This window comes from Pseudomonas sp. GW821-FHT09E12 (genome assembly GCF_059416085.1).
In genome coordinates, this window is record NZ_JBWKOM010000007.1 from 180,573 (window position 1) to 198,284 (window position 17,712).

14 protein-coding genes and 1 pseudogene are annotated in these 17,712 nt (G+C 57.0%); 8 read left to right on the forward strand and 7 right to left on the reverse strand.

What is annotated here, in order from left to right; genetic code table 11:
• Window positions 1-18: 18 nt before the first annotated feature.
• From AC07PQ_RS21310 to AC07PQ_RS21325, 4 genes are all read right to left on the reverse strand, one after another.
• On the reverse strand, window positions 19-603 hold the full coding sequence (locus AC07PQ_RS21310; RefSeq protein ID WP_007925611.1) for a DUF1120 domain-containing protein: 585 nt from the start codon (window positions 601-603) through the stop codon (window positions 19-21).
• Entirely contained in the window at window positions 557-3,088 is a 2,532-nt protein-coding gene (locus tag AC07PQ_RS21315) for a fimbrial biogenesis usher protein (RefSeq protein WP_493186287.1), read from the reverse strand. The genes AC07PQ_RS21310 and AC07PQ_RS21315 overlap by 47 nt, the downstream gene beginning before the upstream one ends.
• A 61-nt stretch (window positions 3,089-3,149) precedes the next feature.
• Window positions 3,150-3,869 carry a fimbria/pilus chaperone family protein gene (locus AC07PQ_RS21320; protein WP_007925614.1) on the reverse strand — a complete coding sequence of 240 codons (720 nt, stop codon included), beginning with the start codon at window positions 3,867-3,869 and terminating at the stop codon, window positions 3,150-3,152.
• Window positions 3,870-4,377: 508 nt separating this feature from the next.
• The gene (locus AC07PQ_RS21325; RefSeq protein WP_495072394.1) at window positions 4,378-7,701 is read right to left on the reverse strand and encodes an autotransporter domain-containing protein; all 3,324 of its coding nucleotides are present in this window, start codon (window positions 7,699-7,701) and stop codon (window positions 4,378-4,380) included.
• On the opposite strand from AC07PQ_RS21325, the gene AC07PQ_RS21330 reads away from it, so the two are divergent.
• From AC07PQ_RS21330 to AC07PQ_RS21345, 4 genes and pseudogenes are all read left to right on the forward strand, one after another.
• Window positions 7,616-7,927, forward strand: a complete 312-nt coding sequence (locus AC07PQ_RS21330) for a hypothetical protein (RefSeq protein ID WP_493186377.1) — start codon at window positions 7,616-7,618, stop codon at window positions 7,925-7,927. The genes AC07PQ_RS21325 and AC07PQ_RS21330 overlap by 86 nt on opposite strands.
• A gap of 779 nt (window positions 7,928-8,706) precedes the next feature.
• Window positions 8,707-9,102, forward strand: a complete 396-nt coding sequence (locus AC07PQ_RS21335; protein ID WP_087090966.1) for a hypothetical protein — start codon at window positions 8,707-8,709, stop codon at window positions 9,100-9,102.
• Window positions 9,103-9,224: 122 nt separating this feature from the next.
• Window positions 9,225-9,995: pseudogene (locus AC07PQ_RS21340) on the forward strand (IS3 family transposase); the annotation flags it as partial.
• A gap of 445 nt (window positions 9,996-10,440) precedes the next feature.
• Window positions 10,441-10,710 carry a hypothetical protein gene (locus tag AC07PQ_RS21345; protein WP_493186286.1) on the forward strand — a complete coding sequence of 90 codons (270 nt, stop codon included), beginning with the start codon at window positions 10,441-10,443 and terminating at the stop codon, window positions 10,708-10,710.
• A 170-nt stretch (window positions 10,711-10,880) separates the two neighbouring features.
• Here the strand turns inward: AC07PQ_RS21345 and AC07PQ_RS21350 are convergent, their stop codons facing one another.
• From AC07PQ_RS21350 to AC07PQ_RS21360, 3 genes are all read right to left on the reverse strand, one after another.
• Window positions 10,881-11,471: a hypothetical protein gene (locus AC07PQ_RS21350; protein ID WP_493186285.1), complete on the reverse strand. Its 591-nt coding sequence runs from the start codon at window positions 11,469-11,471 to the stop codon at window positions 10,881-10,883.
• 317 nt (window positions 11,472-11,788) lie between these two features.
• Window positions 11,789-12,727: a DMT family transporter gene (locus tag AC07PQ_RS21355; RefSeq protein ID WP_493186284.1), complete on the reverse strand. Its 939-nt coding sequence runs from the start codon at window positions 12,725-12,727 to the stop codon at window positions 11,789-11,791.
• A 132-nt stretch (window positions 12,728-12,859) separates the two neighbouring features.
• Complete coding sequence (locus AC07PQ_RS21360; RefSeq protein WP_493186283.1) at window positions 12,860-13,576, reverse strand: AraC family transcriptional regulator; 717 nt, start codon at window positions 13,574-13,576, stop codon at window positions 12,860-12,862.
• A gap of 643 nt (window positions 13,577-14,219) precedes the next feature.
• Between AC07PQ_RS21360 and AC07PQ_RS21365 the strand changes: the two genes are divergently transcribed.
• The 4 genes from AC07PQ_RS21365 to AC07PQ_RS21380 all read left to right on the forward strand — a co-directional run bounded on the left by AC07PQ_RS21365 (window position 14,220) and on the right by AC07PQ_RS21380 (window position 17,705).
• Window positions 14,220-14,489, forward strand: coding sequence for a hypothetical protein (locus AC07PQ_RS21365; RefSeq protein WP_007925627.1), 270 nt, complete (start codon window positions 14,220-14,222; stop codon window positions 14,487-14,489).
• A gap of 265 nt (window positions 14,490-14,754) precedes the next feature.
• Window positions 14,755-14,919, forward strand: a complete 165-nt coding sequence (locus tag AC07PQ_RS21370; RefSeq protein WP_007925629.1) for a hypothetical protein — start codon at window positions 14,755-14,757, stop codon at window positions 14,917-14,919.
• Window positions 14,920-14,991: 72 nt separating this feature from the next.
• Complete coding sequence (locus AC07PQ_RS21375) at window positions 14,992-15,456, forward strand: (2Fe-2S)-binding protein (RefSeq protein ID WP_493186282.1); 465 nt, start codon at window positions 14,992-14,994, stop codon at window positions 15,454-15,456.
• Window positions 15,456-17,705, forward strand: coding sequence for a xanthine dehydrogenase family protein molybdopterin-binding subunit (locus tag AC07PQ_RS21380; RefSeq protein WP_493186281.1), 2,250 nt, complete (start codon window positions 15,456-15,458; stop codon window positions 17,703-17,705). The genes AC07PQ_RS21375 and AC07PQ_RS21380 overlap by 1 nt, the downstream gene beginning before the upstream one ends.
• The last annotated feature ends 7 nt before the right edge of the window (window positions 17,706-17,712 follow it).

Below are 17,712 nucleotides of genomic sequence, written 5' to 3' on the forward strand. Positions count from 1 at the left end.
AAGTCGATATGCAATCTTCTATTGTGTATCCAGTGTCAATCTGCCGAGCCCTTCAAGTACGGTGATGTCGCGCGCATATGTCTCTGTGTCACTGATATACGTTTGAATTTCAACCTGAGCCAAAAAAACTTTGCCAACAGCCCGCTGACCTTGAACCATAGTTGTCACCACTTCATTTGGGCGCAGTAGCTCCGTTGGCGATAACGGCCTGGCACTGCCAGCCTGAGCGAGTTGCACGGTATTTCCATCCAGCGTTGCGTTACTCAGCGTGATTGTGAAATGGCCTTTATCGGCAAACCGGTAGCTATTCAAATCCGCCGCTTGTCCCTCAAACCGCAATCCAAAGCGGGTTTCTTCGCGACAGACCACCGTCAGGTTTAGTTGCCGGTTTCCGAGGGCAATCGGAGCACTCCCGCGGATATCCATATCGCTCCGGTTAAGTGTGCCGTAATCGACCTCCGGGTTGCTCAAACGCATTTCGCAGTCGGCCGCGAACGTACTACTGGCAACCAGGGTAAGCGCAGTGCCAAGCCATCGCGCGCAATCTGCACTGGTGCTACGGCGCATGACAAACAGCCGGTGCAACATCGTAAAAAGCGTCATAGTCAGTCTCCTTGGGGAAGTCGATCTTCAGCAGGCAGGACTTTTCATCAGTGAGAGAAACCCTCAGTACTTCAGTAGGGGCCAGGTCAGAAAGAAAGATGACGCCCTTGTCCAGGACCGTCGTAAGGAAGTGGTTTTTGTCATCAAGTACCGAAGAACCTTTGGGCAGCGGTTGTCCTGCTGTGTCGGAGGCGTTAATCAGGATGCGTTGAACCTTGATGACCTTGAAGTCGAGGTGACTCACCGAACCACGGCCGGCGCCAATTCTCTGGAAGCCGTTCTGTAGGTCGATCCGTTTCGGCAGCGATTTTGTTTGCACCTCGACGCGGCTATCTCGATAGGCACTCAGTTGTGGCGCCACTGCTTTGCCTTTGTAGTCAGTCCATACCGGGCCATAAGGTGTCGACACCTTGACCCCGGACAGGTCGCCGACGTCCACGATGCCGAAGGTGTCTTGCACCGGATAAGGCGAGAAGGTCACCCCATCTTGATGTGCTACTGCGCCGCCGGAGACTCGGGCGTTGTAGTTCTTGCTGTCCGGGCCTTGGGCATAACCCAGGTCCACGCTGGTGAAGCGAGGAATGGCCGAGAGGTTGGCGGTAGAATAGTTGTCACCCCGGTTTCCAGTACTCTCGGTGCTAAGGCGGTAATTGAACTGGTCATTGATGGTTTCGGAATACGTTGCACCAAAACGCTGGTTGTCGCCGCGTCGGCTGGCATAGGTGCGCACGCTACGGGACTGGCCCAGGGGCACGCTGACGCTGAAGTAGATTGCGTCGTCGCTGTCACCCTGACTGTTGGAAGAGCCGCTTAATGCGGTTTCCACGGTGGCAGACACAGTGGCATGTTTGAACGTTTTCCCCCAGGAGCCCACCAGGCGGTTGGTAGAGTCGCCATTGAAGGTACGGCTGGGTGAAATGGACACGTTGAAGCTGCCCAACGTGCTATTGGACCAGCCCAGCGAGGCACTGTATTGGCTCTTGTAGCGGCGGTTGTACCAATCGTCATCAGCATGCAATGTGGTGTCGGACAGTTCTCGATAGCCGGTGGTCTGCTGGGTAGCCGACACACTGCCCGACACGGTATCGGTGAAACGCGTGCTCAAGGTGACACTGGCCTGGGTGCCTTTTACGTCTTCCTTGGCTGTGTGGGAGTAGAGGTTACGCACACTCAGGCTGGTGTCCTTTGCGAGGTTGGTGTCCACGCCCCATCCGGTGGATTGATAGTCAGTGGCTGCCATCAGCCCGGTAGTAGCGGTCAGGCTTTCACTCAGGCTCCAGGTGCCGGTGCCGGTAATCACCCAGGGTTGGTCCTCATCATTGGCGCCCTGGTTGCGTATCTTGCCGGCAGAAAAGGTGTAACCAGGTCGGACCGTAACAGCGTTGCGAAATGACGCTGCTGACACGACGAAGTTTCGCTCTGCGCCAGTGATGTCTCGCACTTTGACGTCCAGATCGGAGTTGCTGTTGAGCAACGGTATATCGCTCAGGCTGAACGGTCCTTCCGGCACGATCGTGGTGTAGATCAACGCACCGACCTGACGTACTTCTATCGTGGATTGTGCATTGGCGATGCCCTCTACCCGTGCCCCGGAACGGGCCGACCCCATCAGCGCCGTTTCGGGCAGTATCTGCACGCCGGTAATCGCTCCCCCGGAAAAAAGCGGGTTGTTGATATTGATCTGCCCGGCCTGCAGCAGGGCCTTTTGCTCGGTGAATGTGCGTTGTGCGTATGCGTATAAATGTTCGAAACTCTCTTTGTCGTCGCTCTTGCTATAAAGCTGGTGACTGCGCACGATCCAGTCACCCATGTTGAACCCCAGATCGGTCGAGCCCGACAGGTAGTCGCTAGACTGCGAACCAAATTCCGAACGCATGGCCATTACGTCATAGTTGAAAAGGGCAGCAGTGCCACCACGGCTGAAGTTCGTAGTCTGGGGCGCATCGCTCTGTAAGGCCTGCTGCGGGACCACCAGAAAAATCTCATCCTTGTTCGGGTGCAGGCTGACCTCGGTTTGCGGGTACGCCGCCACAAAGTCATAACGCTTTTCGGTGGCGTTCTTTGAACTCAGCACGTACTGCGAACCGGGAGCCCTCAGACGGGCCTTGGTCAGCAATGCCTCGTCAAAATACAGCTCTCCGTGGTTGTCGAACCGGGCTTCCACTCTGCCCAGCTTGACCCCGTTAACCACCAGTGAAACTACGTGCGCGCCCTCCGTAAACCGCGCGGGCTCGCGAAAATAATCAGCCAGTTTGGGGTCAATGCCGCGTGCTTTAAGGGTTTGCATATCGAACCTTGCGAAATCGCCGCTGGCTTGCCCAGCCCCCTGCGACATGTCCGCCTGGGCGGCAATCGGCGTAAGCAAGAGTGCGTTCCAGATCGCGTACGCAAGGGGCGCAAAGATCGGTAGGAAAGGGCGCTTGTTTTGTTCAGGCACGAGTTTGCAGCGGCCACCCTTATAGGTAGCCAGGAAAGGCTTTTTCATGGTTTAGGACTGCTAGGTAGAAACAGGCGGGGAGGCAAAAGCTGTTGACTATTGCGCGTGCTCAGTAACTAGTAGTGGCATCGATAGGCGCTTCGTACTTATCGACAGAGAAGCCATAGACCGTGCCAGGGCCGATGGTTACCGAGCTTGAGTGGATAGCTTCAGGTGCCAACGCCATCTTCAATGTCTCACCAGGCAGGACATAGGTGCGTGGCAGCAAGGCCGTCTTGCCCGAAGGCTTGAGTTTCAGCTCTTGAGACAACCGCACGACATAGGCGCTGTTGTTGATCACCACCAGCTTGCCGTTATGGATACCCCATTTCAGCAACTTCCAAGGCTCACGGTTAGGCTCCAGACCCTTGGGGTGAACGATCAAAGGCAGGTTCTGACGCATGCTGACACCGACAGTCGAGCGCCCTTGGCTGTTGAGTTTTGGAGCGATGCCTTCAAAGATTACGCGCTTGAGTCGCTGGGTTGTCACCGGCTCGCCTCCTTGACGCAGGAAACGCACAAGCTGGGTTTCACCGGCCTCAACACGGGTGACGGGTGGAGTCAGCACTACCAGGGGCTCGGTGTCCTCGGGGATATTCTCGATAGTCGAATACAACAGCGCCGGAGTGCCGTCGGTGTTCTTGACGTTGATGCTGGTTTCACCTTCGGCCTCATACAATATCACCACAGAGGTCTCAGGCTGCATACCGGTCGCGCAAATGAACGGTGCGGCTAACGCTGCAGCCGAACCTGCCAACAGGGCACACAAATGTTTTTTGGAGATAGTCATGTCTATACCTCATTGAATTGCCGCCAATCGATGAGTTCAGATGGGGCGCTCATTGAGGTGAATTATGAAAGTCCGGTACTAAGCAAAACATCGGAATAGGATTAAAAGTGAGATGAGCTGCCGATAAATCGTGTCTAGGAGGCGAAAACCTGCGCGGTGGACACCAGGGTGCCGTTGATCAGAGCAAGACCTTTCTTCAGCCCCCCTGCGACAATGGCTCCACCATGATCCTATTAGTGGGCTTCTACCATTATTCATCTACCTTTGATCAACCGCGAAGGTGATAATCCGAGCATTCGTCGAGCTGCTCGGCGGCGTGTAAGAAGGTACCGCGAGCGAGCATGTTCCTACGGGGTTGACACCTAGCCCACACGAACATGCCTGCTGGCGAAGAAATGCTTCATTCTTATATTGCAATCGGCTCCCCTATCTTGTTCAGCCCTCTGTGAGGTGCTAACTCCACCAGCGCGAGGTTTTCTTGGGGCGGCGGCGGTGCATCTAGTTACCTCTAGAAAGTCCAGGAGGCAGTAGCAGAAGCGCTCTGGTCGTGAAAGCGCTGGCCTATTTCTCCTGTGTACCCCAAGCCGATGGAAAAGGACGGCGTTAGGTCAAGGCTGGCGTTGAGTGCCAATTGAGCCATGTCTTTTTGCACAGGTAAACCGGAGATACTGACGAAGTCCCCTTGGGACCGCAGTTTCAGTCGGGTCTCCGTGGATGGTTCGCTGAAGGTGTGTTGCAGCCCTGTGCTGCCACTCAGCCGCAAGGTCATGCCTCTGGCCAGTGGATGGGTGGCGTTCACACGCGCACCGAGTCGGGCCGAGGTCACGTCCATGCGGCTTTTCTTGCCGCTGAGGGCGAACAGGTTTTGCTTCTCGGTAAAGGCCTCGGTTTCAAGGTGTGTGTAGTTAAGCCCAACAAAGGGTTCTAGAGTCAAGGTGTTGAAGTTGATGGCCTTGGACAGTTCGGCAAAGACCTGGCGGGTGCTTCCATCGTAACTGCCTTTCAGTCGCGTGGTGCCATTCTTGTGGTTTATATCGCGTTTGCTGTCGATCTCATGCCAGGCGTAGGCCGCGCCGAGGCGCACTGTAACGCTGTCCAACTGTTTACCGGCATAGGCGGCAAGGCTGTAGGTCTCGACATCGGCCGAAGCACTCTGCATGGAGAGCGAGGCAGAGCTGCTTTGATAGCTGGCGGCGATACCGGCTCTCAAGCCGCTATCTTCGTCTTGCTGATCGAGCCCCCAGATTACCCCGTGAGTCGAACGATTGAGTTTGGCAGCATCATCCTGGCGATTTTGCGCGCCACTGGAGTTGAAGGCATATCCCCAGGCGCCCAAAGCACGCGGGTTCTGTTCTGTTTGGTAAAGACGATTAAGCGTGGCGTTGCGCACGTAGCCTGAATCTTGCAACAGCGCATTCTTGAGCGAGGCATGCAGCTCGCCGGTCATGGATTGCATGACGTGCTTGAACTCATCTCTGGAGAGCCCGATCAAGGTATTGGTTTCTTTTTCGGCCCAGGTTAGAGGTACGGTTTCCGGAGCGCCCACGGAGGGGGTAGCGGCCAGCAGTGTTGCTGATGGAACAGGCACTGGCGTTACGGTGGGCGAGGGCGTAATAACGACTGGCAAAGTCGAGGGCGGTATAGTGATAGGGGCCTCGTTCAGCAGCTGGGTGGCCAAGACTTTTTCGTTTGCGGTTTCCACCAGTGCTTGAGGACTGACGTCGTTACGCACCAGGTTCAGGTTTACTTGGTTTGTTTCGTAAGTCAGGCTGGGCGTGAGGAAGGCCAAATTGGATGTGACGCTGGCAAATTGGCCGCTGATGCCTTTTTGCGCCTGGATAATAGGCAGGCTGGTGTTGGATTTGTAGTCGCCGGCCTCTGCCTGAACGTCAACCAGACCACCTTGCAGGTCAATATGTCCGGCTACGTCCAGCTTGTCGGCACGTCCAGTCGCATCGACCTCGACCTGGTAAATCGACTCGGGCCTGAAGGTCAGGTTTTGGGTGATGCGTAAGGTACCGATCGAATTGCCGGGGGCGATGATCCCGCCTTTGTTGACGGTGACTGAGCCGACTTTGCCGATGCCCTGCAACTGGCCGCCGGACTCTACGTAAACCAATGCGTGGTTCAGTGTGCCATTGATCTTCAGTGCACCTTTGTTGATGTAGGTGTGCCCAGTAGAACTGTTGTTGCCGTTGAGTTCGAGCATACCCGAGCCGTCTTTTATTAGACTGCCGCCGCCGCTGATATTGCTGCCAAATGCGATGTTGTCACTACGATTGAAGGTTAGCGTGCCATTGTTGTTGATATTGCCCCTCACCGAGCCTTGCGTTCCGCCGTTACCCACTTGCACGGCGCCCTGGTTCACGTCGATGCCGCCATTGGAGACCGTGTTGCCTGTAAGGATCAGCAGGCCAGCGCCATCTTTCACCAGCTTGCCATCGCCGCTGATATCGCCGCCAAAGGCTGTGTCGTCACTGCGATTGAAGACCAGCGTGGCGTCGTTGTTGATATTGCCCGTCACCGCGCCTTGCGTTCCACCGTTACCCACCTGCAAGGTGCCTTGGTTCAGGTCAATGCCGCCACTGAAGGTGTTGTTGCCTGTGAGGATTAGCGTACCGCTACCATTTTTGATCAAGCTACCAGGGCCACCAATATCTTCCTTCCAGGTATCGGTTTGAGAAAAGCCGGCCAGATCCATATCTGAAGCTGGGTTCTGGTTGACTGTGAAATCTTCATAGAAATAGGTGGGGCCGCTAAAAGCGCGGGGCAGGTTGATCAGGCCCCAGTTGGCGTCTGGGTTGTTGGCGTCGAAGGTCCAGCCCGCCAGCGAGTTGCTGGGGTAAGCTGTGCTAGCCAGAATCTGCTGCCATTCGGGTGACTTCAAATAGGGAAAGCGAAAACGCAACAAGGCACTTGACTGTTGCGGAATATGTTCAGGGGTGAGCGCTACGACAGGGCGTTTGAGCAGTTGGTTGTAATAGCCGATGCTGTAGTTTTCGTTGGCTTGAGTATCGGTCAAGGGCGAGTCTTGAGCCTCAAGGCAGCCACGCAAAGGGCCCGAGCAAAGCTTCGACTCTTCTACCTGCGTTCGAACATCCTTGCTCAGTTCAAAAAAGGTAGTTGCCAACGTGTCGTCTGACAGTATTTTCGACAGGTAGTAGTAGTTGCCAATGCGGGAGGCAATAGTGTCGGTTGGAAAGTGTGCTTCCAACACGACACGACTCTCGCCGTATTGCAATGCGCGGGAAATTATTTCGCTGCCACGCTCTGGAAATACCAGGCTCATGGGCAGCGCCGTTGTATAACCTTCCCAAGTGTGGCCGCTTGGGAAGGATGAGCCTTTTATGGATAGGTAATCTTTTATATATTGTGAGTTTTCCAGAACCTCATAGGGTCTTCCACGAAGAAACTGTTCCTTTAATATGAAGTCTGCGGTTCGTTTCCTTTGTTTGTTAGGGTCATATGATCTGGCTGCCAGTTCGTATAGATCTACCAAGCTGTCGTAAGACGATAGATCTGAAAGAACTAGCGGCATGGTGGGTGTTTTTGCGGGGGTGAGCGAACCTAGTGCTGACTGCGTCATTATCGATAGTTGATAAGCGGTCTCTTGCGATCTATCGCTCCTAGCGAGCTTGTATCTAGCTCCACTGTCTTGTACGTAGGCGATGGAACCTATCCGATCAAGCTCGGATGATTCTGAGCCTGGTTGTGGATAGCCGGTAAGGACGTTATTTTGGAGCTCCTTGAACCAGGTATTTCTTTTGGAGTCGATCAGTGCTTCAGCGATGTCGGTTTCAACTCCAGCTAATACACATGAAGGTGAAAGCATCCAGAGAAAAAGTGCATATTTCAAAGCTGCGTATTGGCCCGATGGGCTAGTATTCAAGGATATGTTTGTTGGTCGCATGAGTCCTCCTGTGGCGTATGGCTTATTGGGAAGGGATCGTTATGCGGGGTTTTCTTTTCCGTTTTATTGCAATGCTGTCAACAAGCCAAAAGAAAATATTTCGGTAAAAATCAAGAGGCTTTATATTTCGCATCTTAATTTGATTTAGGATTTTTCCTATTGATTTTTGTTTTTGTAAGGTCGCTGTTGGTGGTGTGGTGATTTATTGTGTTAGATGTTTGCTGTAACAGCGAAATTTCAGGATTTGTTGTCAGAGGTTCCGTATGCCTCCCTATAAGGTGGGACCAGTGTCAGCCTAGGCCAGCCCCATTTCATAGGTATCGGTCTTTACCACTTCCTTCGCGTCGCTAAGTAGCTCAGGCCATAGCTTAGGCGGACTGCGATCAGTTCGGCCGTCGTGTGATGTGCGAGAGTCGAGGCTGGCAGTCATGTGCTTGTCGAAGGTTCTCAAGATCATGCGTAATTTGCATCGTGTTGACGGCGACAGAAATTTCGGATCATTCCTAGAGATTTTTTTTACCTCAATCGTCAGTATTCAAACCACCTGCCGTCGGCACGCTCGATCTAGCCACTGGAGAACCGCAGGTCATTGGTCAACCGGGTGGATAACCAGCTATTGATCGAAACACGTATAAACAGACTATCGCTAACTAACGAACACGAGCGGTAAGCTGTTTTCGATCCTCCCCGGATGAGCGCGACGGTGGAGATAAAGTCCAGCTCCAAACGTATTGGACTATCTGATCAAGCCTTTTAACAAGGCAATGGAGGCATCAAGGATGCGCTGACCTCTGAGAGAACTATTCGCCAAGCAAATAACTAATCAATTTTCTTGTAACTCGTATGCTTTGTTCGATTTAGAAATAAAACTGTTTGCCTAACGCCGGAAGCAGCGAGGCATGGCAGCTTTGCTCATGGAATATGATCATGCCTACAAAGGCCTTGCGAATTATGATTTTCGACAAATGTCATTCTCAACGACTGGAAGTCGAAAGGTTACTGAACGAACAGGGTTACTATCGTATAGCGCCGGTGGCAGCCTTTGCCGATTTTCTTCATTTAGTGGAGTACTCACTCGTGGCTTTTGATCTTGTCGTCATGCATGGCGGCTCGATCGATGGGATGAGAGATGGTTTCAATCTTGATGGCTTCTGTCGTAATAGCCCCAACCTTCGCCATACCTTGATCTACGATGACCAAACTTTTGATGTAACAGAAATAGATTGGACGTCTTCACGGATCATCAGGAAGGTCCCCAGTCCTCCGAGTCGTATAGCGATAAGTAGTCTCATGGAGATGATCGACCCACACAGAAAACGGTGAGTGTCGTGAGTGGACTGCCCCCGTCACCGTAGACATCTCCAGCCTATGCTTTGAGCATAGGAGGAAGTTTATGAGCACCCAACGATTCACGCCGGAATTCAAGGCCGAAGCCGTCAGGCAAGTCATTCACTACGCTGTGTCGGGTGTTGCAAGTTGCTCGTGCCGGGTTCTATCAATGGCTACACAAGCCTGTTTCCGATCGAGAAAAAGAGAATGGTCGGTTGTTAGGGCTGATCCGTGACTCCTATGCGGCCAGTCGAGGTGTGTATGGCGCACGGAGGGTGTTTGCTGACTTGCGCGAGGCTGGAGAAAGTTGCGGCAAGCACCGTGTCGCGGCATTGATGCGCACCAATAAAATCAAGGCGCTCAGAGGATATAAAGCCCCGCGCGCAATCAAAGGGAGGCCATCGATCATTGCCCCCAATCGACTCAACCGGGCCTTCACTGTCGATGCCCCTAATAAGGCTTGGGTGACCGATATCACTTACATCCGAACGTGGCAGGGATGGTTATATCTGGCCGTCGTACTGGATTTCTACGCTCGCAAGGTGGTCGGCTGGTCAATGAAGCCAACGCTAGGCAAGGAGCTGGCGCTGGACGCGCTGCTCATGGCGGTATGGCGCCGTAAACCCAAAACCAGAGTCATCGTGCATTCGGATCAGGGTAGCCAATATGGTAGCGATGACTGGAAACGTTTTTGTCTGGCCAACCACCTCGAGCCGAGTATGAGCCGCCGAGGAAACTGCTGGGACAATGCCGTGGTCAGTAGCCTGAAAAAAGAACGTATCCGCAAGAGGATCTACAAAACCCGTGACATGGTCCGTGCCGACGTAGAGGCTGGAAAATGTCTATGGGGGCGGGGGCAGTCCATCAGTCGCTTAGGCAGCTCATGAACATATCTGACATAGCACCTGATTTAACATAATATACATTATGCGAATCATCGTATGCAGAGCCGAGGCTAGGGTTGACCAAATTTTCAGCCTGGCAAAGCCTCCATTCTCGTAATCATGCACGGTGTGGCGTCGGTTACCGCTGCACACTTGAATGCCGTCCTCAGAAACAACGCCGTTGGCATCCCTCCGCCTCAAACCATGACGACAGCAATTGGCGCCATACCGATAGAAATCGCGAACTCTTGGGCAGCTCTCTCCACAGAAAAAATCCAGGCTTTTGCCAGCTTGTCAATAGTGTTATTGAGCGACTGTCCGGGAGGCAGCGCGATGGTAGGCTTTCATGGCGCCACACTACGCGAGTGCCCGATCTGTTCAGATATTGGATAAAGGCAGGTCAGGCCGATGTATAAGCCGCATGTCAGATTACTGAAAGGATTCGAACATGAAAAAGTCCATAACTGCTCTGGCCGTATCCACGACGCTCGCTCTCACCGCAACTGTCGCGAACGCTTCCGTGCATCCGACCACCATCAAGTCTCCCCAGGCCGTCAATCAGGTGACAGCTTCTATTGACACTCCTTTCGGAACCCATCAAAAAGCTGGCGAAATCCAGATGGCCAGCCTGGCCAGAAGTTGCTCCGATGAACGATATTCCTGGTGGGAATACAGCGGTTGGGAAATCGTCGGCTGTCTCATAAGCGGCCAATGGTAATTATTGACGGGCCTGGTGCGTGACTTGCGTGATGAGCGCGCACCAGAGCCTAAAGATCGAGCCGGAGAATGCCAACTCAAGAAGCTGCTGGCCGAGGCCCACCTGCACATCGAGGCACTGAAAGTGGGCTTTGGGTAACCGCGGGCCAAGTGCCAGGATGGCCAAGTAGCCTACCGACAGAGCTCTCTGTATTGATTCACGTTGGAAACTGCAGAGTTTAGTGCTGTTGCTTTGTATTGATAGTAGCGGATTGTATCTGCCTGAGCGGGTCCAACATTACCGAAATACTCTTCCCAAGCGTTACTCTTAGTTAGCAAGTCAGAGAGCATGGTGCTTAGGTCGTTTGCCGTCCAAACTGTCTTGTAGCCTTTAATCTCGCCAGGGGCTGGATGGATATGTTTGACATACTTATCCACCGAGTACCCATACTCGTCGCCCTTTTTATGCTCGTAAGCCATAAAGACCGTATACACTGTCCCGACTGACTGCTTGTACCAAGGGATAACGACAAAGTGATGAACCGCTGATCCCGTAATAAGAAAGTGCCAAACAGCTGTCTGCGAGTGATCACCACGAAATAAAAGTGCTTGTTCGATTTGGTACTTCATGCTCGCATTGTTTTCGATGACATCATTTCCAACATCATCTTGCACCTTCCCGTAAACAGCGCAGCTCATTTGAGCTGGCACACCAGGACAATTCTTCAATTCCATGAGTGTTGTGTTGTTGTTTATAGCCCTGATCAGATCTTCCCCTGTCATGTCTCTTGGCTCCTGCCCAGATATTTAACACGTATTTGGAAATAATTAAGCTCACTGTCCTTGGTGAGGATAGCTTCGATCCACCCTTTATCAAATTCATCCAGTGGGTGAACAAAGATGTCAATGGTGATCGGTGCCATGCCACTTTTCTAAAACTAAACGCTCTTAAGAGCCACAATAAAAATGATGAACTATCGTCGACGGCGTGTCGGGTCAACGAACAGGCAATTGCCGCGGCCCACACTGGGTTGCCCCACAGGTTGGCCAAAAGCAGCCATGCCCTCCTCCCCTTCACCAGCAGCGCGGATTTGTGGGGGTCATGAAGAGGTTTCCCGGGGCGAGGAATGGCTGGCCGGCCGCGCGGCCGGTGTCCGGGACAGCAAGACAATGCCTACGGCGATCATCACGCCACCCAGCATTTCGTGGGTGGAAAGCATGTCGCCGCTGATGGCGAAGGTGATCAGCGCGGCAAAGAAAGGGCACAGAAACAGGAAGCCGCTAGTGCGCACGGCGCCGCCCGTATGCAGGGCCGCGAACCACAATCCCATGGCCCCCGTCGAAGCGGGAATGGCCAGCCACAGGAACGCAACCATCGTTTGGGCCGGCAGGCTGAACGACTCGCCACGCCAGGCGGCCAGCAACGCGAGCGCGACCGCCCCAATGAGCATCTGCCAGAACGCCAGCGTCCAGGTATCGACGGCCAAGCGAAAGCGCTTGCTGGCCAGCGTGGCGAGAGCCCAGCAGGTCGAGCCCGCCATGACCAGCGCTTCCGCGGGGCCGATCGCGCCGCTCATCACCGACTGCACACCGATGCAGACCACCACTCCGGCGAAGGCCAGCAGCAGGCCCAGCCAGGCCAGGGGGCGTACCCGCTCCTTGAGCAGGATGCCGGCCAGCAGCGCCACCACCAGCGGATTGCTGGCCATCAGGATTGCCGCCTTGGATGCGCTGGTCTGCGTCAGGCCCATGGTCAGGAACGCCATGACACCGGTCGTCTGCAACAGGCCGATGATGGTCAGTCGCAGCCAGGGCATGGCCTTGACCGGAACCGCTGTGCCGGCAGCGACCCGGGCACGGTGGCGCAGCCACAACCAGGGCAGCAGCGAGAGAGCCGCCACGAAAAACCGCAGCGCCGCCAGCCACAGCGGCGGCAATTCACTCAGGACAATCTTGCTGGCGACGAAGGACGAGCCTTGCAGAAAGGTGGAGCTGAGGATCAGCAGGAGAAAGCGCCGTTGTGCTGCATGCGAGTCCATGGAGGCCCTATCAATCGTGGCGGCGGACAGTAGGCCGCCGAATCACTTGATAGTGTGTTGCCCCGCCTCTCGTCACGCTTCGCGCAGAAAGACAACCTCTACGTCAAACAGGACAAGCGCACGCCCGGTCAACTACGCAAAGTAGCGGCTGGGCGATGCTCCAAGCAGCCGCTTGAACATGGCCGAGAACGCGCCCGGCGTGTCGTAGCCCATTTCCAGCGCCACAGTCGTCACGGGCTCGCCCGCGGCCAAGCGCGGCAATGCCGCCATCACGCGGGCCTGCTGTCGCCACACTTGAAACGGCACCCCGAGTTCGGCAGTGAACAGCCGCGACAGCGTGCGCGCTGTCGCGCCATGCTGGCCGGCCCAGTCGTTCAGCGTGCGATTATCCTGTGGGTTGGCCAGGATCGCTTCGCAGGTGGCCACCAAGCGCTTGTCGCGGCCCGTGGGCAAATGCAGCCCTTGTTCCGGCGACCAGGCAATCTCTTCGAGGATCAGGCTCAGGATGCGGCCATCCCGGCTGTCCTCTGGATAATCAAGGGCAATCGTCGCCGCACGCAGGATGAGTTCGCGCAGCAGGTTCGAAACCCGTACCGCGCCGGGGTGCAGGGGTGCATCAGTGGGATAGCGATTCTGGCGAACATAGGCTGTGCGCAATGCCACCGGGCTGCCTCGGGTCTGCATGGCATGGGAGATTCCCGCGGGCATCCACAAGGCGCGTTGCGGCGGCACCAGCCACAGGCCCGTGCCCGTCCGGATCTCCATGACGCCGGAAACCGCGTAGATGAGCTGCCCGCAGGAATGGGCATGCGGCGCCACGGCATATGCGGCCGGGTAGTCCTTCGCCATGACCACGATGGGACGGTCTACATTTTCATAGTCGCGCCTATCTACACTTCTAGCCAAAACAGAAACTCGCAGGTTGCAATCGTTCAAGGCTACAGGCTAACCCCTTAAAGCGTCTTCATTCGGCTTGCTTCTCAGCCAAACAGTCGCGTTCGGTGAACCGATATCTCGATAACGGCACTGTGCCCTTCGATAAACTTCAATATTGATAGCAGGTTCAAGGGCTCTGGCCGCTCGTAGCCAATAGCCAACGCCTTACATCTCACACAGCCAAATGCGGACATACTTTTCACTCCCGCCTGATAGCTTAAGGCCATCCAGCGGCATGCCCTATAAGCACAGCTGCTGCAGGCAAGACACGGAGGTCTGGCGGTCATCATTCATCGAAGGCTGTTTCCATCAGGCACAAGGATCTGAAGCCGGCGACCACCTCATCCTCCATGACCAGCGGTTCGCGCCCGCCACTTGATGGCTTGCAGTGCGCGACTTGTGCAGTACGTGCCGGTGTTCTCCCCAATACCCTGTTTCACGATGAGCAGGCGTTTGGGAAACCCACTCGGCACAATGGATCCCGGAAACCATTCAATAAACGGGGCGGACTCCGAAAAGCCAGACGAGTAGGAACTTATATATGGAGATATATCGTATGTCGGCTCAAGAGAACTTTGTTGGCGGATGGACTCCTTACCACGAACTGACTCCAAAGGATCGGGAAGTATTCAAAGAGGCCCTGGCCGGGTTCGTGGGTGTGCACTACACCCCTGAGAAAGTTTCGACCCAAGTCGTCAACGGCACGAACTATCGTTATCTGTCGAAAGCAACGGTGCCTGGCTCGTCGGACAGCTGGCAGGCCGTAGTGGAAATCTACGCGCCTATTAAAGGCAAGCCGCACATCACCCAGATCCACCGGATCTAAGCGGGGATCAAATCCGTCGGGGCGCGCACAGGTTGCGCGGCCCGACGGCTCATCGCGACGCTCTCCTTCCAAGCCCTCCCCCCAAGCCGTAGCCAGCCCATAAACCCCGCCTTGTCTGTCACTCGTTGCAGTTGCTAGACGCCTCCCATCCCCGCGTTATTGCGCATTCCTCTGGAATACTTGCCTGATCCTCTGAGCTTGCCGGGTATCGGATAGGAAACCCTTGGCCCCTGGGCTAGAGTCCGATCACTAGGAGCCAGCTGCCATGACCCAAGCCCGCGCCGGCCAGGCATCGCCCCTGGCACACACCCTCGACACCTCCTCGCATTTTCTCTCGCTGGACCTTCCGGCCCACTCCGACGTGCTCGCGGCCAGCCCGGCGCACGGGGCAGCGGATTGGCGTATCCGCCCCTTTACCCGCGTTTCTTGAGCAAGGACGCGCCTCGTGGCGCCTCCTGAAGAAAAAACAACGACACACCAACCGATGATCAGCAGGTGAGCCATGGAACTACGAATCAACCAGAAGACCTATCAGGTCGATGCCGACGCCGACACGCCGTTGCTGTGGGTGATCCGCGATGACCTGGGCCTGACCGGCACCAAGTACGGCTGCGGCCTGGCCCAGTGCGGCGCTTGTTCGGTGCTGGTGGACGGCAATGTGGTGCGCGCCTGCGTCACCCCGGTGGCGGGTGTGGTCGGCCGCGAGGTCACCACCATCGAGGCGATCGAGGCGGACGCAGTCGGCAAGCGCGTGGTCGCCGCCTGGGTCGAGCACCAGGTGGCCCAGTGCGGCTACTGCCAGTCCGGGCAGGTCATGGCGGCCACCGCGCTGCTCAAGCACAGCCCCGCGCCCAGCGATGAGCAGATCGAGGCGGCGATGGTCAACCTGTGCCGCTGCGGCACCTACAACGCCATCCATGCCGCCGTGCATGACCTGGCCCAGCCTGCCAAGAAGGAAAGCGCCTGATGAACAAGCCCATCGATTTCGCTGAAGACCTCCTGGACCTGCCGCTGGACGAACCGATCAACCTGTCCCGCCGGCGCTTTCTGACCGGCACCGCCGTGGGCGCGCTGGTGCTCGGTTTCGGCCTGCCGCTGGGTTCGGCCAGGGTCCTGGCCGCCACGGCAAGCACCGCGGAACGCGGGACCCAGGTGCCGGCGTTCCTGGAGATTCGCCCGGATGGCAGCGTGCGCCTGCTCAGCCCCTTCATGGAAGGCGGACAAGGCACCCACACCGCCATGGCGCAGATCGTCGGTGAAGAGCTGGACGCCGACCCCGCCACCTTCGTGGTCGAGGCCGCGCCGCCCGGCGAAGCCTACGTGGTCATGGAGAACGGCATGCGCATCACCGGCGGCAGCATGTCGGTGCGCATGAGCTACCCGACCATGCGCCGCCTGGGCGCCCTGGCGCGGGCCATGCTGCTGCAGGCCGGCGCCGAGCAACTGGGCGTACCGCTGGCCGAGCTGTCCACCGAGCCTGGCCGGGTGCTGCATGCCGCTTCCGGTCGTTCGCTGGGCTACGGTGAATTGGCCGGTCGCGCCCTGGACATGCCGGTGCCCGATCCGGCCAGCATCACCCTGCGCGACCCGAGCCAGTTCCGCTGGATCGGCAAGCCGGTGCGGCGCGTCGATGCCTACGAGAAATCCACCGGCAAGGCGCTGTACAGCATCGACCTGAAGGTCGACGGCATGCTCCACGCCGCCGTGCAGCACGCGCCGCGCCTGGGCATGACGGTGGGCAGCCTGCGCAACGAGGCCCAGGTCAAGGCCATGAAAGGCGTGCACTCCGTTCACCAGTTGCCCGGCGCGGTGGCGGTGGTCGCCGAACGCTGGTGGCACGCCAAGCGCGCGGTGGAAGCCATCCAGGTCGACTGGCAGGAAGCGTCCGCCGATTCGAAGGTACGGCCAATGCCCGCTGATTTTTCCAGCGATGCGTTCCGCGATTTTCTCGCCGCCCAGCAAGGCCCGGCCCGCGACGACGAAAACGAAGGCGACGTGGCCGCCGCCCTGGCCAGTGCCAAGACCCGGGTCGAGGCCACCTACCACAACCAGTACCTCAACCACGCCCAGCTGGAGCCCCCTTCGGCCCTGGCGCGCTTCAATCCCGACGGTTCGCTGGAGGTCTGGCTGCCCAACCAGGCGCCGGACATGTTCCGCGCCGACATCGCCAGGCGCACCGGTCTCGATCCCTCGCGGATCACCCTGCACTCGCCGTTGCTGGGCGGTTTTTTCGGCCGGCATTTCCTCTATGACTCGGCCTGCCCCTACCCGCAGGCCATCGCCCTGGCCAAGGCCGTCGGCCGCCCGGTCAAGCTGATCTGGAGCCGCGAGGAAGAGTTCCTGCGTGACGTGCTGCGTCCGGTCGCTGTGGTCAAGTTCCAGGCCGCGCTGGATGCCCAAGGGCTGCCGGTGGCGATCGAAGCGGTGAGCGCCACCGAAGGCCCCACCGAGGCCATCGCCGGCAAACAGGGCGAGAAACTCGACCCTTCGGCCCTTGAAGGTCTGTCGGGCAAGCCCTACACCATTGCCAACAAGCGCATCGCGCAGATCTACGTCAAGGGGCCGGCCATGCTCGGCTACTGGCGCTCGGTGGGCAATTCGCTCAACGACTTCTTCTACGAGGCCTTCCTCGACGAACTGGCGGACAAAGGCGGCCGCGACCCGTACGAGCTACGCCAGCACCTGCTGCGCGACAACCCGCGCCTGACCACCTTGCTGCAGGCGGTTGGCGAACTGTCCGGCGGCTGGAAGCGCGGCCCGTTCACTGCTGAGGACGGCACTCGCCGCGCCCGCGGCGTGGCCATGGCCTCGCCGTTCGGCTCGCACACGGCGGCGATCGCCGAAGTCTCGATCGAAAATGGCCAGGTCAAGGTCCACGACATCTGGCAGGCCATCGACCCGGGCAGCATCGTCAACCCGGCGATCGTCGAGGCCCAGGTCAATGGTGCCGTGGCCCTGGGGTTGTCCCAGACGTTGGTGGAAGAAGCGGTCTACGTGGACGGCAAGCCCCGGGCGCGCAACTACGACCTGTACCCGATCCTGCCGCCTTCACGCATGGCGCGGGTGCATGTACGGATTGTCGAGAGTGGCGAAAAGATGGGCGGCGTCGGCGAGCCACCGCTGCCCGCGGTGGCGCCGGCGGTGGCCAACGCGGTGGCGCGGCTGACCGGCCAGCGCATCCGTAGCCTGCCATTGAGCCGATACACCTTCAGCTGACCGACAA